At 61.8% G+C, this 24,560-nt stretch carries 27 protein-coding genes; all 27 read left to right on the forward strand.

Going from position 1 to position 24,560, the window contains the following annotated elements:
* Positions 1 to 7 precede the first annotated feature (7 nt).
* Positions 8 to 736 carry a PRTRC system protein B gene (locus U4Z31_RS10730; protein ID WP_321810286.1) on the forward strand — a complete coding sequence of 243 codons (729 nt, stop codon included), beginning with the start codon at positions 8 to 10 and terminating at the stop codon, positions 734 to 736.
* Entirely contained in the window at positions 733 to 1,368 is a 636-nt protein-coding gene (locus U4Z31_RS10735; protein ID WP_321810287.1) for a PRTRC system protein A, read from the forward strand. Before U4Z31_RS10730 ends, U4Z31_RS10735 begins: the two co-directional genes overlap by 4 nt.
* Positions 1,368 to 2,195, forward strand: a complete 828-nt coding sequence (locus tag U4Z31_RS10740; protein ID WP_321810288.1) for a PRTRC system ThiF family protein — start codon at positions 1,368 to 1,370, stop codon at positions 2,193 to 2,195. The genes U4Z31_RS10735 and U4Z31_RS10740 overlap by 1 nt, the downstream gene beginning before the upstream one ends.
* Positions 2,196 to 2,466: 271 nt before the next feature.
* The gene (locus U4Z31_RS10745; protein ID WP_321810289.1) at positions 2,467 to 2,928 is read left to right on the forward strand and encodes a hypothetical protein; all 462 of its coding nucleotides are present in this window, start codon (positions 2,467 to 2,469) and stop codon (positions 2,926 to 2,928) included.
* An 87-nt stretch (positions 2,929 to 3,015) separates the two neighbouring features.
* Positions 3,016 to 3,408, forward strand: a complete 393-nt coding sequence (locus tag U4Z31_RS10750) for a hypothetical protein (RefSeq protein ID WP_321810290.1) — start codon at positions 3,016 to 3,018, stop codon at positions 3,406 to 3,408.
* Between the two features lie 8 nt (positions 3,409 to 3,416).
* A complete protein-coding gene (locus U4Z31_RS10755) occupies positions 3,417 to 3,890 on the forward strand; it encodes a hypothetical protein (protein WP_321810291.1) in 474 nt (157 codons plus the stop codon).
* A 213-nt stretch (positions 3,891 to 4,103) separates the two neighbouring features.
* Positions 4,104 to 4,514 (forward strand): hypothetical protein, encoded by a 411-nt coding sequence (locus tag U4Z31_RS10760; RefSeq protein ID WP_321810292.1) that lies wholly within the window; start codon positions 4,104 to 4,106, stop codon positions 4,512 to 4,514.
* Between the two features lie 78 nt (positions 4,515 to 4,592).
* Positions 4,593 to 6,113 (forward strand): hypothetical protein, encoded by a 1,521-nt coding sequence (locus U4Z31_RS10765; RefSeq protein WP_321810293.1) that lies wholly within the window; start codon positions 4,593 to 4,595, stop codon positions 6,111 to 6,113.
* A gap of 14 nt (positions 6,114 to 6,127) precedes the next feature.
* Positions 6,128 to 6,592, forward strand: coding sequence for a hypothetical protein (locus tag U4Z31_RS10770; RefSeq protein WP_321810294.1), 465 nt, complete (start codon positions 6,128 to 6,130; stop codon positions 6,590 to 6,592).
* Positions 6,593 to 6,847: 255 nt separating this feature from the next.
* On the forward strand, positions 6,848 to 7,099 hold the full coding sequence (locus U4Z31_RS10775; protein WP_321810295.1) for a DUF3717 domain-containing protein: 252 nt from the start codon (positions 6,848 to 6,850) through the stop codon (positions 7,097 to 7,099).
* A gap of 119 nt (positions 7,100 to 7,218) precedes the next feature.
* Positions 7,219 to 8,244 (forward strand): ATP-binding protein, encoded by a 1,026-nt coding sequence (locus U4Z31_RS10780; protein WP_321810296.1) that lies wholly within the window; start codon positions 7,219 to 7,221, stop codon positions 8,242 to 8,244.
* A gap of 99 nt (positions 8,245 to 8,343) precedes the next feature.
* Entirely contained in the window at positions 8,344 to 9,273 is a 930-nt protein-coding gene (locus U4Z31_RS10785; protein WP_321810297.1) for a hypothetical protein, read from the forward strand.
* A 7-nt stretch (positions 9,274 to 9,280) separates the two neighbouring features.
* Positions 9,281 to 10,456 (forward strand): DUF2201 family putative metallopeptidase, encoded by a 1,176-nt coding sequence (locus U4Z31_RS10790; RefSeq protein ID WP_321810298.1) that lies wholly within the window; start codon positions 9,281 to 9,283, stop codon positions 10,454 to 10,456.
* A 276-nt stretch (positions 10,457 to 10,732) separates the two neighbouring features.
* Positions 10,733 to 11,779 carry a CpaF family protein gene (locus U4Z31_RS10795; RefSeq protein WP_321810299.1) on the forward strand — a complete coding sequence of 349 codons (1,047 nt, stop codon included), beginning with the start codon at positions 10,733 to 10,735 and terminating at the stop codon, positions 11,777 to 11,779.
* Between the two features lie 17 nt (positions 11,780 to 11,796).
* Entirely contained in the window at positions 11,797 to 12,177 is a 381-nt protein-coding gene (locus U4Z31_RS10800) for a conjugal transfer protein TrbC (RefSeq protein ID WP_321810300.1), read from the forward strand.
* A complete protein-coding gene (locus tag U4Z31_RS10805; protein WP_321810301.1) occupies positions 12,170 to 12,481 on the forward strand; it encodes a VirB3 family type IV secretion system protein in 312 nt (103 codons plus the stop codon). Before U4Z31_RS10800 ends, U4Z31_RS10805 begins: the two co-directional genes overlap by 8 nt.
* Positions 12,478 to 14,955 carry a type IV secretion system protein VirB4 gene (locus U4Z31_RS10810; RefSeq protein ID WP_321810302.1) on the forward strand — a complete coding sequence of 826 codons (2,478 nt, stop codon included), beginning with the start codon at positions 12,478 to 12,480 and terminating at the stop codon, positions 14,953 to 14,955. Before U4Z31_RS10805 ends, U4Z31_RS10810 begins: the two co-directional genes overlap by 4 nt.
* Positions 14,956 to 14,965: 10 nt before the next feature.
* Positions 14,966 to 15,178, forward strand: coding sequence for a hypothetical protein (locus U4Z31_RS10815; RefSeq protein ID WP_321810303.1), 213 nt, complete (start codon positions 14,966 to 14,968; stop codon positions 15,176 to 15,178).
* Between the two features lie 10 nt (positions 15,179 to 15,188).
* Positions 15,189 to 15,932, forward strand: a complete 744-nt coding sequence (locus U4Z31_RS10820; protein ID WP_321810304.1) for a DUF4141 domain-containing protein — start codon at positions 15,189 to 15,191, stop codon at positions 15,930 to 15,932.
* Positions 15,929 to 16,939, forward strand: a complete 1,011-nt coding sequence (locus tag U4Z31_RS10825; protein ID WP_321810305.1) for a type IV secretion system protein — start codon at positions 15,929 to 15,931, stop codon at positions 16,937 to 16,939. The genes U4Z31_RS10820 and U4Z31_RS10825 overlap by 4 nt, the downstream gene beginning before the upstream one ends.
* Positions 16,939 to 18,261 carry a TraI domain-containing protein gene (locus U4Z31_RS10830; RefSeq protein ID WP_321810361.1) on the forward strand — a complete coding sequence of 441 codons (1,323 nt, stop codon included), beginning with the start codon at positions 16,939 to 16,941 and terminating at the stop codon, positions 18,259 to 18,261. The genes U4Z31_RS10825 and U4Z31_RS10830 overlap by 1 nt, the downstream gene beginning before the upstream one ends.
* A complete protein-coding gene (traD, locus tag U4Z31_RS10835) occupies positions 18,258 to 20,126 on the forward strand; it encodes a conjugative transfer system coupling protein TraD (RefSeq protein WP_321810306.1) in 1,869 nt (622 codons plus the stop codon). Before U4Z31_RS10830 ends, traD begins: the two co-directional genes overlap by 4 nt.
* 10 nt (positions 20,127 to 20,136) lie before the next feature.
* A complete protein-coding gene (locus U4Z31_RS10840) occupies positions 20,137 to 20,655 on the forward strand; it encodes a hypothetical protein (RefSeq protein ID WP_175891295.1) in 519 nt (172 codons plus the stop codon).
* On the forward strand, positions 20,609 to 20,872 hold the full coding sequence (locus U4Z31_RS10845; protein WP_257774762.1) for a hypothetical protein: 264 nt from the start codon (positions 20,609 to 20,611) through the stop codon (positions 20,870 to 20,872). Before U4Z31_RS10840 ends, U4Z31_RS10845 begins: the two co-directional genes overlap by 47 nt.
* Positions 20,862 to 21,467, forward strand: a complete 606-nt coding sequence (locus tag U4Z31_RS10850) for a DUF4400 domain-containing protein (protein ID WP_124902155.1) — start codon at positions 20,862 to 20,864, stop codon at positions 21,465 to 21,467. Before U4Z31_RS10845 ends, U4Z31_RS10850 begins: the two co-directional genes overlap by 11 nt.
* Positions 21,468 to 21,814: 347 nt before the next feature.
* On the forward strand, positions 21,815 to 22,708 hold the full coding sequence (locus U4Z31_RS10855; RefSeq protein WP_321810307.1) for an ATPase: 894 nt from the start codon (positions 21,815 to 21,817) through the stop codon (positions 22,706 to 22,708).
* Between the two features lie 17 nt (positions 22,709 to 22,725).
* Positions 22,726 to 24,447 carry an ATP-dependent helicase gene (locus U4Z31_RS10860; RefSeq protein WP_321810308.1) on the forward strand — a complete coding sequence of 574 codons (1,722 nt, stop codon included), beginning with the start codon at positions 22,726 to 22,728 and terminating at the stop codon, positions 24,445 to 24,447.
* Positions 24,448 to 24,560: the final 113 nt, after the last annotated feature.

Here is a 24,560-nt window from a genome sequence, read left to right on the forward strand (position 1 = left end):
GTGTGTTATGTCTGGTATCTCGGCCGGCAGAACTGGTTCGGATGTCGCGTTGTCGCAAGCGTTGTTGCTCTATACGGGCAAGGATGGTGCGCATTTTGCGACAGCCCACGCTGTCATCGCTGACCGCCAAAGTGGCCGACCCGTCATTGGCGCCGGTCGGCCGCTCGACCGGAAGGTGCTTGTTCAAACGCTTCAGCAGCTCGCCGAGCACGTGGCACCGCGGGCGGAGTTTTTGCCAGCGACGGTGCTCGGGGTGTCGCCTGAAGCAGTCACGTGGTGGTGCCCGCCAGCGATGCGCCGGGTGTTCTTCGAATGCGAGAACCTTGGCAAGCGAAGCGCCGTTGTGCCGCATCCGGGGTTGGTGTTCCAGGCCTCGAATCAAGGCTTTCGCGTGTTCGCGGTGGCATGCAGCGATCGCCCCGTTCGCGAGACGCCGTTGTTCGAACCGCCGTACTTCAACACCTGGGACATGGGCCGGATCTGCATTGGCAGTGCGCAGGTTCCGAAGCGTGTGGATGTGGCGTCGATCGATGGCTGGGAAGCCGGGTTCTTCGATTCGGCCTTCACGCATCCGAACGCCGGCGGCAAACGGATCGAGTACAAGGACGGCGAGTACGCGTTCTGGCGCGACATGCTCGACGGCAAGTTCGGCGAGACGTTTCCGCTCAACGCGCTGGTGCCGATGAAGCGGACGATCGATCAGCTGGTCAACGGGCAAGTCGGGAGGGGCGCATGAATCCACTCGATACCGTTCTCCAACAGTCCTTCCCGTCGGTGATGGTTCCGTCGCGGGAGGCTGTTGTCCCGATGACGCGTTCGGGTGAGCGCCTGCTCATCGCGTCGGATGGCGTCTATCTCGAAGTCCTGCGTCCATGGGTGCGCGTGGTGCGTCGCATCGCGCAGTACGCAGTCTCGACAGCTGTCCCGTACGGGAAGGTCGAAGAGACGACGGCGGTCTTGTGCGGGCAGATTCCGGCCGCGCTCGTCGCGGAGTTTCATGCGATGGCCCGGGCGGCGTTGCCAAACGAGGTCGGCGCGTGGATTGTCTGGAACAGCGTGACCGGTGAGTTCCGTATCGTTGCGTTGCCTTCGCTGTCGCACGGGCCGGGGCATTTGGTCTATGAGCGTCCGCGACTGGCAGACGGCGAATGGCTGGTGGTGGATTGCCATTCCCATGGCACGGGCCCGGCATTCTTCTCGCGCACGGACAATCAGGATGACAAGCATGACGTGAAGTTTGCGCTCGTGCTGGGCGATTGCGATCGTACGCCGTCCGTCGCGCTGCGGCTTTGCGCGAAGGGGATCTTCGAGAAGTTCGAACGCGCGCCCGAGTCGTGGGCGGCGGCGCTGACAATGGAGGGGGTGTGATGAGCGAGGTGATCACTCATAGTATTCCCGCCGACATGCTCCGCCGGCCGTGGCGTGTTGTGGTGGTTGGAGCCGGCGGGACCGGGAGCGCATTTCTTCCCAGTCTCGCGCGGCTGCATCACGCCATGATTGAGCTCGGCCACCCTGGCGGGATCGAGTGCACGGTGTACGACGACGACACCGTCAGCGAGACGAATGTCGGGCGGCAGGGGTTCTATCCCAATGACGTCGGGCATTACAAGGCGTTGCTGCTCGTGAACCGGCTCAACAACCTGATGGGAACCAACTGGGTTGCGGAGCCGCGGCGTGTCGATTCGTCGGTGCGGATCGTCGCCGACATCGTGGTGGGTTGCGTCGACTCACGTCGCGCGCGGCACGCCATCGTGCAGGCAGCGAAGCGCGGGAGTTGTCGTTACTACCTCGACTGCGGCAATGAGACGGATCGTGGTCAGGTCATTCTCGGGGAGTTCGGCAAGGCCCGGCACGACCGGTTGCCCCACGTGGGCGATCTGTTCCCGGAACTGCTGAATGCCAAGAATGACAGGGGCGACGACACACCGTCCTGCTCGATGGCCGATGCGCTGCGCAAGCAGTCCTTGGTCATCAATCAGGCGATCTCGGTACAGGCCTACAACCTGCTCTGGACGCTTTTTCGGACGGGGTCGCTGAAGTATTCGGGCAGCTTTGTGAACCTGGAGACTGGTCGCACCAGCCCGATACCGATCGATCCCGCCGCATGGGCGCGTTTCGGGTATGACGCGCCAAAGCCGAAGAAGTCGAGGGCTCGCAAGCGCGTGGACCCGATGGACCCGCATATCCCGTGGTAGCTTGCCAACACAACTTCAACCAGCGCCTCCCGAGTAATCGGGTAGGCGCTTTTTTTTTCGGCCAGAGGAAAGCGGGGCAGTTTTCTCGACGATTCCGGCGGGCGATGGCAGCACGCCGGCCTACACTGATCCTGTTTCCCGCGCGTCTGCGCATCGACCCCTTCGCATCGGCTCTGTCCGTGCGTATTTCTCTCACCGACCATACGTCGGCTTCCCTGTCAGGGCAATTTCCCTGACGGGCGATTGCCCTCTTTTTTTTGAGGCAATCGCTATGTTCAAGCTTCTCATCTCTGTTCTGCTCCTCGCTTCGTTGACCGCGTGCGCTTCGTACGACTTCGGTTCCCCCGACGTCTACCGGCGCTACGACGTTCAGCGCGCGGGAGAAATCGAGGCGGCCACGGTCGTCAGCGTGCGCGGCGTCACGATCAGCAACGAGTCGGACCGTTCCGGTCTGGCATCGCTGTTGAGCGCGGGTGTCAGCGCATTTCTCGGTTCTCGCACGATCGGCGGCGGCAATGGCCGATACATCGCTGGCGCGCTCGCTGGCGCGGGTGCGGCCTATGTGTCGCAGCGCCTGTCGGAATCGCTCGCGCGTCACGCCGGCCTTGAGGTCGTCCTGCGCACGGTGTCCGGCCGCACGCTGGTCGTCGTTCAATCCGACGAGCAGCGCTTCGCCCCTGGCGATCGCGTGATGCTCGTCAGCAGTTCTTCCGGCATGCGCATCACGCGCTGAGCCGTTCATTCGCCGGCAACAGCCGGGCTCCTTCCTGCATAGCGAGGTTCCCGTTCGGGGCCTCGCTTTTTATATTCCGAGGGCAAGATGTTCAAGGTACCGAAAGTTCTGTACGCGGACCGGCGCGCGGGTGGCGTAGCGTCCGACGCTGCGCTGACCCACCATGCGATGCGGATGCTGCATCGTGTTGCGCGCGATCTGCGGTTGCGAGCAGGTGAGCATGAGGTGGTAGCCGAGCCGGCGAAGGCCGGCCGCGGCTGCCGTGTCACCCTGCGCACCAGCCGGATGATGCTCGAGGTCGTGGATTCGACGTCGCGTCAGCACGTCGCGGTGTCGTTCCGCACGCGGCGAGGCCTTCGTGACCTATCGGGTGGTGGCGACAACACCGTGCCGCTCGCGCAACTCGACACGCACGAGGGCTACCAGGCTTTGCTTGGGGGTCTTCGGCTGGTTGACGGTCTCGATCGAGACCGCCGCTAGGAGGTCCGATGGAGTTCGTTGAGGTATGTATCGACTTCCCATCGGGCCTCTCGGTTGTCGACCGCTGCACATACGCTCCGGATATCGGGATGGTCTACGTCTCGGCCCGGCTGCGCGACTTCCTCGCGATCGTAGGTGAGACTGAGTCTCCGCCGACCATCATGGCGAGTTGGGATGGCAACGGAGCCACGTTGATCCAGAGCACGGCCGACACACTCGCCGTGGTCGAATTGCGGCTGTCAACTGCGCTCCAGCGGTCTTGGCTGAGCACAAGGCTGATTCGATCGACGTGGTCAAAAGACCAGCGCCAACAGTACGGGCGGGTTTGTCACGCACTGACCGTCTCCGCGATCGTGGGCATCGTCGGCTACGCTAACTCTGCACCCGGCTGGACGTTCCAGATGGTCAGAAACATGGCCGCAATGGTTGTAGTCGCTGTGATAACCTTTGTTGTAGGAATGGACTCCGTGAACGGAGACTAGATATGGATTTCGGAATTGTTGCGTTGCTTTTGACTCTCGTTTTCTGTGGCTATGGCGTCATCGCGTGCGAGCGCGGCCGGAGGGCGGAACGCGAGCAACGTCGTTTCCCGCACCGCCGCATGCATTGAGTCGTATTTTCGGCCGCCCACTGTGGCGGCCGCCATTCATCAAGGGCTGCACCGTATGGTGCGGCCCTTTTTCTTTGGAGTTTCCATGTCCGATTTATGCACCGGGGCGTCGTCTGCCTCGTCGGCACCATTCGATCTGGCCGGCAAGGCATTAGAGGAAATCGTTCAATACGTCGAGAGGATGCTTCGCTCGACCGAGCTGGAGCCCGAGTGGGTAGTTGCAGCTAATCTTGTCGCGCGATCGAATGAGGCGCTCTATGGTCTGAAACCGTCGTCTGTGTGGCCATGCGACGACACCAATCGCAGGCGTGGTCGGGTGTCGGTAGAACGCGGCACATCGGAGGGCTGGATTGTTGTGGTTGATAGTGTCTGGTTGGCAGCCGAGGGAGGCTCTGGACACTGGCGCACACAACCGCTGATACGCATCAAGACGCTTACGCGCTCGCACGGCTGGGCCGTTGCCGCAGTAGTATCAAGACTGCTCGAAATCGACTGACGCTTCACCTTTCTCTTTCCCACTCCGGGGCGACTGCCCGGATGGGTGGTTGCCCATTTTTCGCAAGGACAACCACCCATGTATACGATCCATACTCCGAACGAAGCGATTCAAGTCGATACACTCGCGCACGTATTCCACGTGCTTTTCCACGATGCTTCTCTGTCTGCTTACGAAACGACGGAGGTCTCGTTGACCCGCGGTGGTGCTCTGCTTCCGATCCTGCGCTACAACGGGATCTTGACGGTCCGCCAACCGGGCACCGCCCACGCAATCTTCACTGCTCTGTTTACCGAGCTGCGTGAATGCTGGTTCACCAAGGACGGGAAGCAGCTGCATCCCTGGCAGGTCACTCGAAAGCGCTGGGAGCTCTTCCGTTTCGTGTTCGAGTTGGCGAAGAAACCCGCATGGATGCTTTCTGGCGAGCAGCTCGAAGCTGAGGTAGAGGCTGCGCGAACCGCTGGTCAGCGCTTTCATCTGCCCGATGTTTGCGAACAGGTCGCGGGTAGCCTGTTCGGGTATACGTCGGAAGGGCCGCGTCTCTCACATTCGGGCGGGATCAACGGTCGGCACGAGGTTCACGTTGCCTATGCGCTGTTTCTGGATCAACCGGTTCCCGAGTCGGTGCTGGCGGACTACCGTGGCGATGCTAAGCGTTTCCAATACGACCTCCAGTGGTTCCCCGTTCTTCTGGATGTGCCAATCCTCCGCAACTTACTCCCATACGGTGTCATGAAATCCGCGGTGGCAATTTTCCGGCACGAGAAACGGCCGATTGACGCGAAGCTCGGTGCGAAGGTTGTCGCGGCGTTGCAGTCTGCTCCTGCTGACAGCACGTACGTCGACATCGACGACCGTCTTTTCGCCGCAGGGCTCGTGGCCAAGCCGGATCTTCCCGAGCAGTATCAACGGCCGGTGGACGTCGGTACGGCAACATCTCCGGTCGCGGAGCGCTTGCGTGAACTGATCGGGGATGCTGTCCTGAAGAAGTCGCTCGACTGGCTCGATGCTGAGCGACAGCAACGGCGGATTTCGCAGCGTCGGTACAGTCTCCAGGTCGAGATGGCGAAGCTGGATCGCGGGCGGACAACGTTCGAGCGCCCAAATCAATTCGCGGCCGTCGTCGAGGCGCGGAATGTCGGCGAGCTGCTTAAAATTCTGGATCAGCCGGCGGGTTGGAATGACCAGAGCAAGCAGGTACTCCGAGAGCAGTTTGGGTTGTCGTTGCGCGGGTTGAATTCGGCTCGCCGGCGGCGCGCGATCTTCTCGTTCTGCGGCTATGACGAGGCTGCGCAAGCGGAATGGGAGGCAAAGCAGGACGCCACACGCGCGCAAAGGCTCGCCGAAGAAGCCACCAATGATGCGAAGGAGCAGGCTGGCCGCGCGCGATACCGCAGATCGGACAACGTCCTGATTTCGGGTGTCGAGCATGTCGACCAGGCGATCGCTGACGGGTATTCCGAGATCCGGAGCTTTCGACATGGTGCGGCGACGCGCTACGCGTTGGCGAAGCCGGGTGCGACCGAAGGGCGAACTCTCCACGCGAAGAACGGCACGCTGGACTATGCGCGGTCGCGGCTCACTCAGCTCGCAGCTTGATCGAGGGGTCGATTATGCGATTCGATCGAACTATCCGTTACGAGGATTATGTCTGGACACATCGTAAGGAACTGGCTTTCCTCAATCGACACAAGCGTGTTGCGCAAAAGCTCGAGCGTGATTGCCCATTGTTCGCGGATCAGCTTGCACCGGCGCCCGAAACGGACGTCGATGCAGAGAAGGCGCTGCGCATTGCCCGGGCTCGGAAGAGCGAGCAGCGAATGCGCGACCACGACGCGAGCGTATGGCGAAAGGGTCGGGCGTCGTACTTCGCGTGCGATGCGGCGACGCGCGCCCGCATCATGGCTGCATGGCGAGTGTGGCCGGGGCCGGCGAAGCCGCTGTACTTCGTCTATGTGGTCGAGAAGCACAACGGTGTTGGCGAGGAGCGAACACGACGGATGCGGGACCGGGACGCCGAGATCCGTGCGAAGGTCCTTCCGATGTTGAAGCTCCAAGGCGATTTGCTTGGGGCGTGAGCGGTGATCCTTCACCCGTTATCGAACAACCGGCGCCTCGTGCGCCGGTTTTTTTTCACCCATTCGGAATGGGATCGCTTCAAAGCCACGTCAATTTCTCGATCTTTCCGGTCGGCCCGCATGACGGCGGCTCCTACACTGGCTTTACTCACCGCGTCACCGACGCATCGAATCCGCCGCATGCGGCCATTTCCAGCCCCAGGGAATCACGTCCCGCAGGGCGTCGTTCACGGGGCGACACTTCCGAGGCCACCCGTGAACCAAACTGACACGTCCACACGTTTGCCACCTGATGCCATTTCGATCACCGAGATCGAGGTGGCGATCAACGTGTGGCGCAATCGCTCGCCGGCACCGACCGGGCCCGACGAGCTGCTCGTTCTCTGTGCCGAGGCGCGAGTTCTCGCGGACGTCTATGGCGTCATGATCGTGAACCGCTCAACCAGCGTTTCGCGATCGTCGCTGACGGCGAGGCAGGCCGCGGCGTTGCTCGGCGCACGCACGTAGAGCATCAACTGGCGTCCCAGGACGCATCGATTCGCCGTATTGCGGCATCTTCAATCACCCCGCAGGGTCACGTCCCTGCCGGGCGTGATCACGTGGGGCTCTGTCATTTCAGGAACCCCATGAAACTCTCTCCCGCACGCCTCACCAAGCTGCTTGCCGTCTACATTCCTAAGCGGCTTCCCGTGCTGATCACCGGCCGACCGGGTATCGGGAAATCCGACATCGTGGAAACCGCCACCGCGGCGGCCGAGCACGACTTGCTCATCAGCCACCCGGTTGTCGAAGACCCGACCGACTCGAAGGGATTGCCGTTCCCGTCGTCCGACGGCACGCATGCTCGATTTTTGCCTTTCGGCGACCTCGAGCGCGCGCTCTCGGCGAAGCGTCCACTGGTCTGGTTCTTCGACGACCTCGGGCAGGCTTCGCCGGCGGTGCAGGCCGCCAAGATGCAGCTGCTGCTCGCGCGCCGTATCGGCGAGCACCAACTGCCCGACTGCGTCACGTTCGTCGCGGCTACGAATCGCCGCGGCGACAACGCCGCTGTCACCGGGATCCTCGATCCGCTGGTCTCGCGTTTCGCGGCAGTCGTCGAGCTCGCAGCCAGCGTGGACGACTGGACGACGTGGGCGGTTCAACAGAATGTGCCGCCCGAGCTGATCGCGTTCCTTCGCTTCAGGCCCGACTTGCTGTGGGAGGAGCGTAGCAGCCGAGATATCGTTGCGTCGGCAAGCCCCCGGAAATGGGGGTTTCTCGCCAAGACGATGCAGGCTGTTCCGGCGGATTTGCTGCCTGACGCAATCAATGCGACGGTCGGTGAAGGCGCTGGCACTGAGCTGCTTAGCTTTCTCACGATTTACCGGGCGCTGCCCTCGGTCGACGCGATTCTCCTGAATCCCGATTTGGGCGTCATCCCGGAAGAGCCGAGCATTCTTTACGCGCTCACGGCAGCGCTCGCACACAAGGCGAGCGACGGCAACTTCGAGCGGGTTCTGCGCTATGCGGACCGCCTCGTTGATGCTGGCCACCGCGAGTTCACGGCGCTGCTGGTACGGGACGCCACTGCGCGCACGCCCGAGCTGCAGAACCACCATGCATTCATTCGTGCGCAAGGCGGAGAGATCGGCAAGATCATCCGCGGTGTGTGACCGCCTTCAAACCCCGTAGTGCTTTTCCCTGTCGCCACGGCCGATTCCGGTCCGTGGCTTTTTTTCGTCTCGAAGTTTTCTGTGTATCTGGAGCCATTCATGAACATCACCGATCTGCAATCCAAGGTCATGCTGTCGTCCGTCGCGATCTCCACGTGGGTTGCCCGTCGCTATGACGGGAAGGTCACGGAAGAGGTCGAGAAAAGCCACCACGCGCGTGGCATCGGCCGTTTCAACAAGCGTCTGCTGCCGGAACACGCGCCGAGCTATGCGGAAGTACTGTCGATCGGCAACCGGATCCGCTCGCACTATTACAGCCGCACGCTGAAGTACGATCAACTGGGCGTGCGACTGCTGCCGACCATGGTTTACATGGAGCTGGCAGAGCGGCTGCGCGCGATGAAGGACGAGTTCGATCTCGCCGTATCGATTTTCCTGACGAACTACCTGGACCTGAAGGAGCAGGCGAGGGCGGAGATGAACACCCTGTACAACGAGGCCGACTATCCGAGTCTGGCCGAGCTGAAGGGCAAGTTCGGCGTCAAGCTGTCGGTGCTGCCGTTCCCGGACGCAAGTCAGTTCGGTGTGGATCTGCCAAGTGACGTCCTGACCTCGTTGCGCACGGAAATCGACGAGCATGCGCTGGCGTCGATCCAGACCGCGAACAACGATCTGGTTGGCCGGTTGTACGAGGCTGTCTCGACGATGGCCTCCCGCCTGTACGCGTCCGGCAATGTCCGTCTCGACGTCGCGAACCACGTACGCGAGTTGTGCGATCTGCTGCCGAAGCTGAACTTCAGCAACGACCCGAAGCTCGCGCACATCCTCTCGGAGGCGAAGCAGCATCTTGCAGCGCACAACGGCGCGGACCTGAAGGAGTCCAGCGTGCTGCGCTCGCAGGTTGCCACCAAGGCGACCGAGATCGAGGGGCTGATGGCCGCCTTCATGGGCGGTGTGCCGGCGGTACCGCTGACTGACCAGATTCCGGACCAGTCGGCGACTCGCCTAGCGTTCCTCGCCGCTGCATGAGGATGCCATGGACTCACGCATCGCGAAGCAGCGCACTGCGCTGGTGCTCGACCATCCGTTCATCGGGGTGTTGGCGCTTCGGCTCAAGGTCCGAGCGGATCCGAGTTGCAAGACCTTCTGGACGGACGGCGAATCGCTCGGCTACAACCCGATGTATGCGGCCGGACTGACGGAGCTGCAGATTCGCGGTGTGCTCGCCCACGAGGTGTGGCACGTCGTGAACGGGCATTGTTGGCGGCAGGGTTATCGCGAACCTGACGGTTGGAACGAGGCGTGCGACTACGCCATCAACCCGATCGTCCTGGATGCCGGCATGCAGCTTCCGCCAGGCGTACTCGTCGACGCGCGTTTCAAGGGGATGTCCGCGGAGGAAATCTATGGGATGCGCTTGAACGAAGCTCTGCAAGCCGTGAAGCAACCGGGCGGCAAGCCGGGCAAATCGACGGGTTCGCCCGGCTCTCAACCGGAGCCAGCGGATGACCAGGCGGTTGGACCGGCACCATCCTGCGGGGAAGTCCGGCAGTATGCGGGGCCCGACAAGGCGGCGAAGGAGGCCGAGTGGAAGGTGGCCGTGCTCCAGGCGGCCAAAGCGGCGCAGGCGTGCGGCAAGCTCGGCGGCACGTTACAGGCCGCTGTTGAGCAATCTGTCGCCGCGGTAGTCGACTGGCGTTCGCTCCTGCATCGCTTTGCGCAGGACGCGGCGCCGACCGACTATACGTGGGCGCAGCCGAATCGCCGCTACCTGCACCTTGGGATGTATCTGCCGGCACTGAACGAGCCGGCGGTGGGCGACGCGGTGTTTGTCCGCGACGCCAGCGGCTCGGTCTGGGATGAAACGCAGGCGCAGTTCGCGGCCGAGATCCTGGCCGTTGCCGATGCGGTTCGCCCGCGTCGCTTGATCGTGATGGATTGCGACGAGCGCGTAACGCAGGTTCAGGTGTTCGAGCGGGGCGACCCGGTCGAGCTGGCGCCGCTGAAAGGTGGTGGCGGTACCTCGTTCATCGATCCGTTTCGACGGATTAAGAGCGAGGGTATCGACCCCGCGTTTCTCGTGTACCTGACTGATATGGTCGGTATGTTTCCGTCCGACGAGCCGGCTTACCCAGTGCTTTGGGCGTCGACGACACCGATCAAGCGCGCCCGGCGCGCCCCGTTCGGCGAGACAATCGAAGTTGTGTGCTGAGCGACTGCAATGGCTCGCTATTTCCTGGAACACGCCCGGTCCTTGTGACCGGGTTTTTTTTTCGTAGGTTGCAAACGCATGCCACCAGTCGACAGGTCCGAGACGGGAGAAAGCTATACGTTTTTCTGGAGCATTTCGAGTTTGCCCCCACAACCAGTTGCGTGGAAATCGGTGCGCCGACGGCGCGGCCATGCTCTTCGTCGAGGCCGCGAAAGCTGTTCAAATTGGCCATTCTTTCGGGCGATCGGCGGATGTGCCAGCTTGAACAATAGCTGCATGTCTGAAATTGCCGAAAATCCCTTTCTGAAGGTCGCGCGACTCGAAGAGAACGCTGTGCAGCTGTTCTTCGAATCGCTGAAGCTCATCAAACCGTACCTCGATCACCCGAACGTCGCCGAAGTCATGATCAATTCGGCGAACAACATCTGGGTTGAGGAGCGGGGGGTGATGCGTCGCCTCGACGTCGAGTTCAATCCAGCGACGCTGACGGGTGCGATCCACTCGCTCGCAGCCTCGGTTGAGAAGTCGGCGCAAGCCGGCACGGCCCAGGGGATCATCAACGGCGGCCACAAGAATCTCCGGATCGCGACGGTGATGAAGCCGACGGCGATCGACGGCGACGCGCTCGCGATTCGGCGCCACCGAGAGACCAATCTGTCGATCAAGGATTACGCGCGCATGGGTGCGTTCTCGCTGATCCATGCGAAGCGAGATATCGATCGACCAATTTTCCCGCCGGGCGTTGCCGACGACGCGCTCGCCGAGGCATTCACCTCGATGGTCCAACAGCGCGCCAACGTGCTCGTCGCTGGCGGTACATCGACCGGTAAGACAACGTTCCTGAACGCGCTCAACGGTCAAATTCCCCCGGAGGAGCGCGTTATCACGATCGAGGACACGATGGAGTTGAAGGTAGACCTTCCGAACCGCGTCCGACTTCTGTCGAACCCCGACAAGGGTGTGACGACACAGGTTCTGGTCGCGCTTTGCCTGCGCTTCCGTCCCGACCGGATCATCGTCGGCGAAGTGCGAGGTGGGGAAGCGTATGACTTCATCCAGGCACTCAGCACCGGCCACGACGGCGGAATGGGTTCGATTCACTCAAACGATGCGCGTGGCGGTCTCAGCCGCCTCGAGAGCCTCGCGATGTTGGGCATCCCCCCCGGCAGCCGCTGGGAGCTCACCGACATGCGCAAGGCAATCGCCGACTGTTTCCACTATGTCATTCACCTGCGCCGCTCGGGGGAGTTGCGCCATGTGTCGGAGGTGCTGGCGATCAGGGGCTTCAAAGACGGGGACTACGTCCTCGAACGCGTTTTTTAACCACACGGGGTTTATCAATGAAGAAGCACATTCAATCGTTGTGTTCGCTGGCCCGGAAAAAGGCTCTGGACACCGCGCACTACTTGTTCGGGCGGGGCCAACGGCTCTCCACGCTGGTCGCTTTGGCGCTTACGTTTGCCGCGCCGGCGGCGCGGGCGGTCGACCTCAGCGACCTGGGAAGCGCCACCGCCTTCATCTGCCTGATCCAGGCCTACGTGAGCGGCCCATGGCTGTTCGGAATCGGCATCGTTTTGATCATTGTGGGCGCGGTGGCGATTTCAAACTCGGAAAGCAATATCGGGAAGTTTGTTTCGTCTGTGATCGTCGGCCTTGGCCTCGCGGCGTGCGCGATTCCGATCGTCAAGAACCAGTTAAAGATCAACTACAGCTGTGCGTAAGCCGAAAAAAGTCAGCCGGTCGCTTTCCCTGCCACGCCAAATGGGCGGCGCGGATCGTGGCCTGGCGATCATCAACGGAACCCTGACCGCGTTGCTCTGCTACACCAGCATGTCGCCGACATTCCTTCTTGTGGGAATCGTGATTCATTGGGTGCTCCGTTGGCTGTCGTCGAGCGATCCGTGGTGGAAAGAGGTGCTGGTCGTCTACAACCGGTACCCCGATGTGCATGAACCACTACCTACCGCTGATGTCGCCGCCCGATTCCGTCGGCCGTATGGATTTGATCAGGAGCTTCCGCTGTGAGCGCGAAACCGAAGCGTCGAGCGATTCAGGAAATCGCCCCGTGGGCGACGATGGTGACCCCGGAAGTCATTCTCGACAAAGACGGGTCGCTGTTGACGCTGTACACGTTCGAAGGCGTGGATGCGGATAGCCCCAATTCCGACGAAATTTCGGCGGCGCGGGACAACCTCGACCACGCCTGCAAGAACTTCGATCACCGGATCACCGCATGGTGGCGCATGTCGCATCGACGTGTTCGGGGTGCGATCGGTGGACGTTTCGCGTCGGAGATGGATCAGCGCGTTGACGAGATCAACCAAAAGAGTGTGGGGAGCGGGAAGTACTTCCGCAACACCCACTCGCTCGCGCTCGCGTATACGCCCGAGACGGGGATCAACAAGCTCTTCGAGAAGATCGCATATCACATCACGGTGGGTGGCAAGTCAGTTCCGATTGCATTGTTCGAGACCGTCAAGGATATGGTGTTCGCGCGTAGTGCATTCGTGTTCGACATGGAGCGCATTGCGTCGGAAATCAAGCGCTTCGAAGGCATCCTGGACGCGTTCAAGGGTGGCGTCGCGCGCCTCAAGATGACGCGGCTCCAACTGCAAAACGCGCTGGCATTCCTCCACCAGACCGCTAACCCGGCAGTTCCACCGCGGCGCGTGCGTTACCCCGTGACGATGCTCGACACGCATCTGACGGAAAGCTTCGTGACATACGGTGCCGAACACATCATGTTCGAATCAGCCTACGGCACGCGGTACGCGAAGATCATCGCGGTGAAGGAGTGGATGGGTTTCCAGGAGGCCGCGCTCGACGTGCTAGCCGACGTGGACGCCGAGTTTGACGTGTGCGTCATGTTTCGATTCCTGTCGACCAGCAAGGCGCAGGCGTACATCGAGAAGATGCGCAAGTTCTACAAGGTCGCTGCGTTCAGCCCAGTAAAGATTCTGAAGAGCTTTTTCTCGAAGGATGAGAAAAAGGAAAGCATGGAGAACGAGAAGGGGCGCGAGATCCTGGCAGAAGAGGCGGAAAATGCGCTTGCTCGCCTGATCGCGGAAGGCCAACAGTACGGCTTTGCGAACATCTCGGTGGTCGTCTATGGCGACACGATCGACGAGTGCGACGACAACGCACGCGAGATCGTCGGCCGAATCGGCAACGCTGGTTTCGGGGTACTGATCGAGAAGCGAAACCTCCCCGCAGCCTGGGCAACGACGCTGCCCGGCCGGTGGGACCAGCAGAAACGGCTGCAGTTCGTGGAAACGCCGGTAATCTCGGACATTGCCCCCGTGCGCGGTGTTGCGGAAGGGAGCGATGTTAACCAATGGCTCACGCAGCAGCTCGGACAGAAGGTCGGCCCGCTCACGCTGCTTCCGACTCGCCATCGGACATTGCAGCGCATCACCTTGCACGATCTGAGCGGGAAGTCTCATACGCTGATCGTGGGCCCGATCGGCGCGGGCAAAACGATCTTTCTCAACTTTCTTGTTTCGCAAACTGGACGCTTCGCTCCGCGGCGCATCAAGTTCGACAAGAATCGCTCGACACGTATCCCCACCGTGTTCGCAGACGGCAAGTTCGTCGATGCAACCGGCAAGTTCGCGGCGGCGACACAGGTCAATCCGCTTTCGATGTTGGTTGACCCACGGCACTACACCTACGTGTCGGACTGGGTCCAGATGGCAATCGAGGGCGACGGGGAGGATTTCCGTTGCACTCCACAGCAGCAGCGGACGATTTATGAGCGGGTCGTCACCCTGGCGCAGGGCTATGGCCCGGAGTACTGGACGCTCTCGTTCCTGACCACGCTGTTGCCCGTTGAGCTGCGGGAGCGCTTGCAGATTTGGACGAAGGGTGAGAAGAACGGTCGATTCTTCGATCACGTCGAAGACGCATTCTCCCTTTCCGACGATCTTGCGATCGAGATGGGCGAGCTGTTCGAGAGCTATCCGGTCGCTGCCGCGCTGTTCATGGATTACGCTTTCTACCGCATCTCGCAATGGCTGGATGGCAAGCGCGTCACGATCATCGAGGTCGAGGAGTGTGGCTTCTTCTTCCGGTACCCGCGCTTCTATGCGCGTCTGGAAATGTGGGCCGTCACGATCCGCGGGTTGAACGGCACGCTGGTGATGGCGACACAGTCGCTGAGCCAGCTTGAGCGGGTTCCGAACTTCGAGATCCTAAAGGAAAACATCCAGAACTTCTTCTTCCTACCGAACCGCGACGCGCGAAACAACAAGCGGCTCTATCGCGATGTGTTCGGGCTGACCGACGACCAGATCGACATGATCAGCGAAGGCGTTCCCAACCGAGACTACCTATGGGTGACGCCGGATCACTCACGGATGCTCCAGGCGAAGTTCCCGAAAGAAGCGCTCTCGATCTTGCGCGCGGACGGCGCGGCCCAGCGCACGCTCGACAAGCACCTCGCGAGCGGCTCGCCGACCTGGCGTGAGGACTATCTACGTGAAATGGCCACCGTCGACTGACAGGAACCCGATGACGCTCAATTTGACCTCTACCCGGCAGTCGTTGTACCGCGACCTCTTCGCGCTCACGGCTGACGAAATCAACAACGTCGCCATCGGGACGCCCGTTCGCGTGCGACCGGTGGCGTCGCAGGCCGGCCAGCAGCCGTCGCTCCGGCAAAAGCCGCAAGACGCACCCACGATGCCGTGCGCCGCTCGTACGGCGGCTCAATTCTTTGACTGAAAGGCCCACGATGAAACTCTTGCCGACCCTTCGCGCCGCGGCCTTCGCGGCCTCGATGTTCCTTACCCAACACGTGTCCGCGCAGCTGACGGTGTTCGACCCGACGAACTTTGCGCAGAACGTGATCACGGCGGCTAAGGCTGTCAAGGGCGAGATATACCAGAACACCAACATCCTCTACCAGTACCAGATGATGGTGAATGACTTGCTGCAAGCGAAGAATCTGAATCCTGCTGCGTGGAAGGCTGCGTATGACCAGATCACCGGCGATATCAACAAGGTGAAGGGGCTGGTCGGCACGCTGCAGGGCCTTTACGGCGATCTCCAGAAGGGCGGTGAATGGGTCACCCAGGTTCAGGGACTGGTTACTCGCTCGGGCAAGTCGAATGCGCAGTGGTTCGCGGACCTGAACACGTTGGTCCAACAGAACGACAGGGTCGCGCGAAACCTGTTCCAGATGGGTTCGAACATCATGCAGCACACGAACGAAATGGCGCAGCGCCGGCAGGAACTGCAGTCCGAGCTGGCGATGTCGCCGACCCAACAGGCGACGGCCGAGATTACGACGCACTACCTCGATATCGTGACGAGCCAAAACGCGGACATCCTCCAGTTGAACGCGGCCAAGGCGCAGAAGGACGCTCAGAAGGACGCGCAACAGGCAGAGGAGGACAAGGAAAAGGCGGGGGACGCAGAGAAATTCATCTCGAAGCAACAGGCCGAGCGGGCTGCGTACGGAATCGGTCAGCAATGAAGAATAGCGTACTCCGCATGTGGCTCCGATGTGGGCTGCTCATTCTCGCGCTCGCGCTACCGACTGCGGCACGCGCGGGGCTAATGGACGGCTTGTCGCAGGCGATGTCGTCCGGCTGGAGCTCGAGCTACGTGAACGGGGAGGTCGCGAAGGGCGCCACTGCGGCGATCGAAGAGATTTCGAAAATCATGAAGGACCTGATCGATCTCGCGGTAGAGGTCAGCAAGACGCTCGACAAGGAATCGAACAAGATGGCGTTTGGGTTGTCGGTGACGACGGTCGTGCTGGCGTCGCTCCGGTTCGCGGCCACTAGAGATCCGATCGCGGCTTGGCAGAGCCTCTTCGAAGACCTCGCGATACTGGGCATCTTCGCGGCGGTCTATATCGTTTACGGCAGGTGGGCGCCCGGGTTCTACAAATGGTTCAACGACATGGCGATCGCAGTTTCAGGTACCGACGCCCAGTCATTGCCGATGGCCATGGTGAAGTCGGCTGGCGCGATCTACGACGCAGTCATCGAGGCGCTGAAGGCGGAGCACTGGTGGAACTATATTGCGCTGTTGATCAACCTTGCACCGCTGCTGTTCGCGTGGTTGTTCCTGATGATCGCGGCCTTGGTGTTTCTTTTCTATGTTTCGCTCGGCACGATCCAGATGGCCGTCGCGATCGTGATGGGAAAGATTGCGTTCGCGCTCGGCATGTCGGAGTTTACGCGGGGGTGGTTCAAGAGCTGGCTTGATTTCACGATCGGTGCAGGCATGTACATGGTCGTCGCGGCGATTCTTCAGCGCTTGATGACGACGACGCTTGCGACGTCGTTCGGCAACACGATCTCGAAAGGACTTACGACACCGTATTCCGGATCGCTGACCCTGGATCTGTCGATTTTCGTTCTGATCCTCGCATTCGAAATTCCGAAGTTTGCTTCGATGTTCGGTGGTGGTGCGAACGCGAGCGGCGCGGCATTCAAGAGCCTGACGAAGCTCGCAACGAAGGGCGTGGTGTGATGACGGACGCACGACTTTTCGAGCCAGTTGATGCCGCGGAGCTGACAGCCCGCAACGAGCGCCGCATCGACCTCATCGCGCAATGTGCGAACGAGTCGTCACGCGATGAGTTCGAGCGGAAATGGATGGGACTAGTTCGGCGGTGTGCGGACTGGTTTTCGTCCGTTCCGTTCAGCCCGGAGTTGTACCGGGAGCCGGCCGGCGCGTTCCGGTGGACAGTCGAAACGGCGTTCTACGCGATGCGGCTGTCGGGCGGGCTGAAGTTTGGCACGAACCTGTCGTCGGAGCGCCGTCGGCGGATCGAGCCGCAATACAACTACGGCGTGTTCCTTGCGGCGATCTGCTCGGGCCTGGACGAACCGTACCGTAATTTCGACGTCGAGCGGGCGACGGACCGCCAGGTCTGGAATCCCTCCGTCCACGGTGCACTCGGGCCGTGGCTTGCCGGCGCGAGCTACCGTGTGGCGCGTCGCGCTACGCCGCTTCCCATCGAGCGGATGCGGACCGGCATGCTGGCGCATGCGGTGGTCGGCACCGAACTGCTCGGCGGGCTCGATTCCGAAGTTCAGGCCGAGATATTCGGCGCCATCAACCCGACGCAGAGCCCGATGGGCGTCGAGTCGCTGACCCACAAGGTCGTGCGGCAGGCGGTCGCGACGGCTGCGGATTTCGATCGGAAGGTGCAGCAGGCGGTTTTCGAGCCGGTGACGTTCGCTGTTCCCTCTGCTATCCACGTGGCGGCGGAACTGGAGCCGAAGGTTGAGGCGGCGTCGACGGCGGCCACGCCAACGCCGGCACCGGCACAGCCTGCGACAGCCGATTTTGCGCAGGCGGCCGTTGCAGCCGGCGGTAGCGCACCGTCTGGTTCAGGCTCGCTGCCGACTGCTGCCCCCAAAAGTACGACGACGGCGGTGACGCCAGCGGCGCCGGCCGCGCACGGGGCCCCGAAGGGCCCGGATGCGCGGCAGATGGCGCTCGAGCTTCCGCCGCCGGCCGCCGCCGTTAATCCGGTCGAGATTCGTCGCGAGCCGGCCGCTGCCGCGCCAAGCGGCAACCACTTCGATGAGGTGCTGAAGGGTGCACCGCGCATGATCGTAGACTTCTTTTCGGCGCTGCAGCAGGACGTCGCGGCGGCAAAGGCGAAGGTGCGCTGGACCGATCAGGGACTCGTCCTGTCGAAGCGGACCATCGGCAGCTATGGCGTCGCGAGCGACACCCTGATCGAGCACATGCGCCGCCGAAGCTTGCTGCTCGCCAACGAGCCGTCGGAAGTCACGTTGGCGCCGCGCATCGGTGAGCTGATTCAGGAGCGTGGTGCATGAGGGGCTATTTCAACCACTTTCGGCCGATCTACGAGGTCAGGGCCGCGTTTGGGTGGCTGGTTGCGCTGCTCGTTCTTCCGTTCTCGGGCATGCCGTACGGCTGGGCGTTCGCGCTTGTGGCGCTGGCATTGTGGACGTTCCGCTCGGGTCAAGTCTGGCGCGCGCTGAAATTCCGGATGGGGCTGTCGACGAAATGGCTGACGACGCTTTCGGTACCGGCTTTGCTGGTGATCCAGACGCGGATGAAGGCTGAGGCGGACGCGATGTTTCTCGGCACGGGCTTCGAATGGACACAGAAGCACTGCCAGATGGCCCACGACATCTTGCGGATGCCGACCACCGAGATCCCAGGTCTGCCTAGGTGGCTGCCGAAGACCCAGATAGGGCGTGCGTTCGAGGAGATGATCGAGAATCTGTTCGCACCAAAAGACAGTATCCGAGACCGGACGCCGCAGGGCGTGTCGTGGACACACGGGCTGGAGGCCAACAAGGGGTACGTGCCGTTCCACTACAAGGCGATGGGCGGCCATACCGCAGTGGGCGGCACCACTGGCTCGGGTAAGACGAGGACGTACGAAGTCATCTCGACGCAGGTGATCCACTGCGGCGATGTGCTGATCGATATCGATCCGAAAAACGACAAGGAATGGAAGGCGCGTGTCGAGCGCGAGGCGAAGCGTACCGGCCGCAAGTTCCTATATTTCAATCAGGCAAAGCCATCCGAGTCCATTCGTCTCGAGCCGCTCGATAGTTGGTCCCAGCCGTCCGAGATTCCGAGCCGCATTGCGCAGCTGATGGAGGAAGGGCCATTCCGGGATTTTGCGTACTTGTTCATCAGCCGATCGGTGAACGGCGAACTGTACATCGGCGACAAGCCGAACCTGCGCTCGATCCTGAAGTACGCGCAGCTCGGGATCGACCCGCTCCTGGAGAAGGCCCTCAAGCGCTTCTTCATCGAGAGCGGACTGAGCAACTGGGAGGAGCTGGTAACAGCCGACACGGTCAAGTTCGCGAACAAGCCGGGCTCGACCAAGGTCGACGCGATGATCTTGCTTTACCAGGCTCGGTTCGGCGCAATCGACCGGGGACACGAAGCGATCGACGGCCTGATCGCGACGCACGTGCACGACCGCGAGCACTACATGCGGATCATTGCGTCGGCACTGCCGCTGCTGCAGATGCTCGCCACGGGCGAAACCGGCCTGATGCTCGCGCCGAAGGTCGACGACTTCGAGGACGAACGTGAGATCTGGACGATCGAGAAGGTGATTCGCCAGAAGGCTATCCTCCACATTGGCCTCGACTCGCTGTCCAACAGCATTGTCGCCAAGGCCATCGCGTCGATGATTCTGGCCGACGTCTCGGCGGTGTGTGGTTCGATCTACAACTTCTACGACACGCCCCCTAAGGTCGTGCTGATCATCGACGAGATTGCGGAGGCGATCAACGAGCAGGTGATCCAGATTTTGAACAAGGGCCGTGGCGCAGGCTTCAACGCGTTCGTGGCATTCCAGACGCGTGCCGACCTCGAAGCCAAGCTGGGGAATGCGGCCAAAATGCTGCAGGTTTTGGGGAACCTGAACAACCAGATCATCTTACGCTTGGAAGATACCGACACGGCTGAGTGGTTCTCGAAAACGGTGGGGGATACCGCGATTCGGAACCTGATTGTCTCCAGCAGTACGAGCAAGGCGAGCGAGGGCCATGTCGGCGAGTTCACCGGATCGGTAACGCGGTCGCAGCAGCTGGAGGCGGTGCCGTTGATCCCGACTCGCCTGATCCAGAGCCTGCCGAACCTGCAGTACTTCATGCGGATTTCCGGCGGCGCGGTGTACCAGGGACGTATTCCAATTCTTACAGGCTAAACAACCAAGCATGTCTGCCGTATTCAAAAAAATCATTCGCGAGCACAAGCTCTCTGCCCACCTGACCCCGGTGTTCACCCTTGCTCCTGAGCTGGAGCTGGTGTGCACGCGTGTCGCGGAGTTCGTCGGTGAGCACTTCATCGGGAAGGCGGAGCCGCTCGTCAAGGAGATGTTCGTGGACGGCCTTGCTGCGTTCAAGCGCGTGCGAAAAACCGGCGATCCGCACGTCGCTTTCATGCAAGGGCTGTTCGGGTCAGCCCATATGCTGTACGCGCGGCGCTTTGTCGTGCGCGATGGCGAGCGCTGCCACGTCTGGTCGCCGATGTTCGAGCCGGTGACTGCGTTCGAGTCGCGCCACAAGCAAGCGCCAGAAATGGTTGACGAACGGTGCCCGGAGAACATCAGCCAGCGATCGGCGGCGTTCCAGCTCGCGGCACGCGCGCTGACGGGGGAAACCTTCCGACTGTACTTCGAGGAATACGATGTCGCTCACGCATATTCTGATTCGGACACTGACGCGGGTCGATGACCACACCGTGCATCGCGCGATCACGACTGCTGCAGCGCAGGACGACTCGGCTGCTCGGCCGCCGCAGGAGTTCCAGCAAGGCCGTAACGCGATGGCGTACGCACTGGCCATGTTCATCGATCGCCAGCCGGCGCGATTCTATGTCGGCCTTGCCGGCTTGATCATCCTGCCGATCTATCTCATCGGCGGCCTCGTGGGAGAGCTGTATGGCCGGTAGCCGCTTTGTCGGTCACATCAAGATGTGGTTCTTCTTTGTGCCGCTGCTCTCGGTTGCGCTGATGCCGGCGCTGCCGGACCCGTCGTTGTTCGCGATCCCGGATGCCGAAGCGGAATCGGTTGCGGCCAGCCTTGGAGAAGCGCGAACCGCGGATGCTGTCGACGCGACGAATCGTACGTTCAAGCGCTACTTCGTCGAGACGGGGCTGGTGCAGGCGTCGATGGAGTCGACGAAGGATTCGCAGATCGAGGATGGTGGCATGTCGAACTTCGCCAGTCGGTGGGTTCACAATTTTTGGCGGCTGGTGTACCGGATGGTCTATCGGCTCACCGTGATGAAGTACTGGTTGCTCGGCGCGCTCGTGTTCGGCATCGCGATGTTCATCGACGGGACAGTCCGGCGCAAGGTGAGGGCCGCGGCGGCCGGCTACGTCAGCCCGCTGTCGTTCCATCTCGCCGGTCATGGGATCTTGCTGGTATTCGGTGTGACTTTCACGGTGTTGATCGCGCCGGTGCCGCTCCTTGCACCGTACTGGCTGGCGATCGCGGGATGTCTCGGCGCGTTGCTCTGGAAAGCGGCATCTTCATACCAGTAGCCCGGGAAAGCCCCAGCTTTTCGTATAGCTTTCTGCCGAAAGGCCCACAACCGGTTGCGCGCCGCGCACCGGGAAAAGGCAGACGAAATACCTGACGATTTGCACCGAACTGGGCGGCCCGGCCGCGCCACAATAAGTCAATGGTCTACGGTCCTCAGAAAGCTCGACTCCCCGTAGAGCTTTCAGCCTGGCCCCCTCCTTGTGAGGGGGCTTTTTTTTCGTCCAGCGTTTCGCGGCGGCCGCGAAAGCCGCGCGAAATCGTTCACGTTTTGGACGCCCGTCGCAGCATAGGCCCGCAAGAATAGACGCAAGCCGCACGTGCGGTTAGTCAACCAGAAAGGATCCACATGAGCACGATCAACGAAGAAGCGCACGTCGGCACCGATACAGCGGACGTGGCACCTGGCCACGTGGCCGTACTCCCGCCGGCGGGCGACGAAGTATCAGCAGTCAAGGGTAGCCTGGTTGAGGGTGACGCCCGGCAGACGACTGACGGCGCGGACGATGGTGAAGTCGAGCGGGAACTCGACGAGATGGAGAATTCGGCCAACGTGTTGCAGCGCGAAGGGCTGATCAGCATCGATGAAGCGAAGCAGAAGCTCGAAGAGGTGGCGCGCACCCGCACGCTGTTCCGCGACCTGTCGCCCGCAGAGCGCGCGCGAATCATCCAGCGGCGTCGCGAGATCGGTCGCGAGCTGATGAACAAGCAACTGTCGGGCGCCGCAGTCGTGACCGCGCGGGTCACGATGAAACACACGCGCCTTCGGCCGCTGTTCGAGCAGTGGTGGCCGTACCTGAACCGGATGACGATCAACATGCAGCGATTCGGTCGCGCGACGTACGGCGCGAACGAGCAGGGGATCGTCAGCACGTGGTTCGAGAAGCAGCTCGACCAGCTCGAAGCCTATGTGAACGAACAGCTCGACGTCGCGCAGGGCTTCCGCGTGAAGACCGAAACGGAGATGCGCGATCGCGGCGAGACAGTCTTCGCGCCGACCGTGACGAAACCGTCGCTCGATATCGAAGTCGAGGCATATTCGCGGTTCTCGATGCGCCTGCTCTCCGTGATCCTGAAGTTCGACCAGGTGATGGATCACTTCGATTTCCTCGTCTGGAACGGGATTCGTGACCAGTCCGACGTCGACGACGAGACCGGGCGCTTCCTGCGCAAGTTCCACCCGGTCGGCCTGCGCGGCTACACGACCCACCTGAAGCTGATGAACACCGTTCGCGGTAACTGATCGGGAAGACCGGTGCCATGCTCGACGAGTTGAATCCCCAACAGCGCGAGGTGGCACTTCTGCGCCGCCACTGCCTCGCGATCGCGTGCCCGGGCGCGGGCAAGACCAAGATGAGTGCGACGAAGGCCGCGTTCTTGCTGCAGGACCCGACGGCGGTGGTTGGCGCCGTCACCTTCAGCAAGGATGCGGCCGTCGAACTTCGCGAGCGCATTCTCGCGCTGGCGCCGCAGGATGCGAAACGCCGGCTGATCGCCGGCACTTTCCACTCGCTCGCGTACAAGCAGCTGCAACGGCCCGGCCGCGGGCGGCCGGACATCGCATCGGAAGGCGATCGCCTCGGGATGCTTGGGCGCGTGCTTGCCGAGCTCGGGTATGACTGGAAGGTCGAAGAGGCTGTGCCGATCATCGAGCGGATCAAGACGAACTTCGGTCGAGCTGATGAGGGTTCGGCCGAGGCCACGCTCTACACCGCTTACCAGGACGCGCTCGAACGCAACGGCAAGATCGACTTCCAGGACATGTTGCGCCTCGCCGTCGAGCGGATGCAGAGCGAGGACATCAAGCCGTATCGGTTCACCGATCTGCTCGTCGACGAGTTCCAGGATACGGACCCGCTGCAGTTCCGGTGGGTCGAGCTGCACGCGCGCGCGGGCACGCACGTCACGGTCGTGGGCGACGACGACCAGAGCATCTACGGGTTCCGGGCCGCACTCGGCTTTCGCGGCATGGAGAGCTTTGCGAGCACGTTCGAGGCGCAACGCGTGGTGCTGGGTAGCAACTATCGCTGTCGCGCGGAGATCCTGGCGGCCGCCGACCGGGTGATCCAGAACAACGTCGATCGGATGCCGAAGATCCTTCATGCCGCGCGGGGCGCTGGCGGGGCGATCGCGGCGCGGCGGTTCGACGATGAGTATGGCGACGCGGTGGCCGCCGTCGAGGCGCTTCAACCGAGACTCGCTGCCGGCGCAAGCTGCGCGATCCTCGCGCGAACGAACCGGATCCTCGATCCGATCGAGGCTGTGTGCCGATCGCACGGCGTGCCGTACTACCGGGCGTCGGGCGGATCGGTGCTCAACAAACCGCAGGCCGCGCTGATGTGCAACCTGCTGCAGGTGGTCGAAGGCCACAAGCAGAACGGCATCGACGCCGTCCTGGGCTACATGGGCATGAGCTCCTACGACCTCGGCGCGTTGCACAAGCGCATGGGCGCCGCCTTCGTCCAGATGCAAAAACAGGAGCTCGTCGGCCTCGGGCTGCGCGATGACACCGCGACGGCATATCGGGCCTTCATGAAGCGGCTGGGCGAGTGGCAGGTGCTCTGCCAGAGATCGTTCCACTCGCTCGCCTTGGAAGGCGTCTACGAATGGATGATGACGTATGCCAAGGGTGACGTCGCGATTCGGGCGATCCAGTGCATTTACGACATAGTGAGTCGCCTGAACGGATCCTTTACCGAGCGTATCGAGTTCCTGAAGCGCGACAACAACAAGCCTGGCGACGGCGTCCTGGTGCTGACGACGATGCACAGCTCGAAGGGGCTCGAGTACGACCACGTGTGGATCAGCCGATCGGAGGAGGGCGTGGTGCCTGATGAAAAGAGCCCGGAATCGGAGGAGCGGCGCCTTTTCTACGTCGCGATGACGCGCGCTCGCGATAGCCTGACCATCTCGTCGATCAAGAAGAACCCCGTCTCGCGTTTTGTGATTGAGTCCGGGATCGAACAGAATTTGGCCGCATGAGGCGGCCGGACTGGGGCGACTTCAGACCTGTCACTCGCCCTTGTTTACCGATACGAGAATACGGCACAGAATCGCGGGTGTCGGCCGGGAGGGAGGTGCGTCGGTCGCGGTCG

The organism is Burkholderia sp. BCC1985 (genome assembly GCF_905339915.1).
In the GTDB taxonomy this organism is placed as follows: Bacteria; Pseudomonadota; Gammaproteobacteria; order Burkholderiales; family Burkholderiaceae; genus Burkholderia.

What these genes read in the sequence shown, in the direction of transcription:
- U4Z31_RS10730 (WP_321810286.1), top strand. Translation starts at nt 8, where the DNA reads ATGTCTGGTATCTCGGCCGGCAGAACTGGTTCGGATGTCGCGTTGTCG.
- U4Z31_RS10735 (WP_321810287.1), top strand. Translation starts at nt 733, where the DNA reads ATGAATCCACTCGATACCGTTCTCCAACAGTCCTTCCCGTCGGTGATG.
- U4Z31_RS10740 (WP_321810288.1), top strand. Translation starts at nt 1,368, where the DNA reads ATGAGCGAGGTGATCACTCATAGTATTCCCGCCGACATGCTCCGCCGG.
- U4Z31_RS10745 (WP_321810289.1), top strand. Translation starts at nt 2,467, where the DNA reads ATGTTCAAGCTTCTCATCTCTGTTCTGCTCCTCGCTTCGTTGACCGCG.
- U4Z31_RS10750 (WP_321810290.1), top strand. Translation starts at nt 3,016, where the DNA reads ATGTTCAAGGTACCGAAAGTTCTGTACGCGGACCGGCGCGCGGGTGGC.
- U4Z31_RS10755 (WP_321810291.1), top strand. Translation starts at nt 3,417, where the DNA reads ATGGAGTTCGTTGAGGTATGTATCGACTTCCCATCGGGCCTCTCGGTT.
- U4Z31_RS10760 (WP_321810292.1), top strand. Translation starts at nt 4,104, where the DNA reads ATGTCCGATTTATGCACCGGGGCGTCGTCTGCCTCGTCGGCACCATTC.
- U4Z31_RS10765 (WP_321810293.1), top strand. Translation starts at nt 4,593, where the DNA reads ATGTATACGATCCATACTCCGAACGAAGCGATTCAAGTCGATACACTC.
- U4Z31_RS10770 (WP_321810294.1), top strand. Translation starts at nt 6,128, where the DNA reads ATGCGATTCGATCGAACTATCCGTTACGAGGATTATGTCTGGACACAT.
- U4Z31_RS10780 (WP_321810296.1), top strand. Translation starts at nt 7,219, where the DNA reads ATGAAACTCTCTCCCGCACGCCTCACCAAGCTGCTTGCCGTCTACATT.
- U4Z31_RS10785 (WP_321810297.1), top strand. Translation starts at nt 8,344, where the DNA reads ATGAACATCACCGATCTGCAATCCAAGGTCATGCTGTCGTCCGTCGCG.
- U4Z31_RS10790 (WP_321810298.1), top strand. Translation starts at nt 9,281, where the DNA reads ATGGACTCACGCATCGCGAAGCAGCGCACTGCGCTGGTGCTCGACCAT.
- U4Z31_RS10795 (WP_321810299.1), top strand. Translation starts at nt 10,733, where the DNA reads ATGTCTGAAATTGCCGAAAATCCCTTTCTGAAGGTCGCGCGACTCGAA.
- U4Z31_RS10800 (WP_321810300.1), top strand. Translation starts at nt 11,797, where the DNA reads ATGAAGAAGCACATTCAATCGTTGTGTTCGCTGGCCCGGAAAAAGGCT.
- U4Z31_RS10815 (WP_321810303.1), top strand. Translation starts at nt 14,966, where the DNA reads ATGACGCTCAATTTGACCTCTACCCGGCAGTCGTTGTACCGCGACCTC.
- U4Z31_RS10820 (WP_321810304.1), top strand. Translation starts at nt 15,189, where the DNA reads ATGAAACTCTTGCCGACCCTTCGCGCCGCGGCCTTCGCGGCCTCGATG.
- U4Z31_RS10825 (WP_321810305.1), top strand. Translation starts at nt 15,929, where the DNA reads ATGAAGAATAGCGTACTCCGCATGTGGCTCCGATGTGGGCTGCTCATT.
- U4Z31_RS10830 (WP_321810361.1), top strand. Translation starts at nt 16,939, where the DNA reads ATGACGGACGCACGACTTTTCGAGCCAGTTGATGCCGCGGAGCTGACA.
- traD (WP_321810306.1), top strand. Translation starts at nt 18,258, where the DNA reads ATGAGGGGCTATTTCAACCACTTTCGGCCGATCTACGAGGTCAGGGCC.
- U4Z31_RS10840 (WP_175891295.1), top strand. Translation starts at nt 20,137, where the DNA reads ATGTCTGCCGTATTCAAAAAAATCATTCGCGAGCACAAGCTCTCTGCC.
- U4Z31_RS10845 (WP_257774762.1), top strand. Translation starts at nt 20,609, where the DNA reads ATGTCGCTCACGCATATTCTGATTCGGACACTGACGCGGGTCGATGAC.
- U4Z31_RS10850 (WP_124902155.1), top strand. Translation starts at nt 20,862, where the DNA reads ATGGCCGGTAGCCGCTTTGTCGGTCACATCAAGATGTGGTTCTTCTTT.
- U4Z31_RS10855 (WP_321810307.1), top strand. Translation starts at nt 21,815, where the DNA reads ATGAGCACGATCAACGAAGAAGCGCACGTCGGCACCGATACAGCGGAC.
- U4Z31_RS10860 (WP_321810308.1), top strand. Translation starts at nt 22,726, where the DNA reads ATGCTCGACGAGTTGAATCCCCAACAGCGCGAGGTGGCACTTCTGCGC.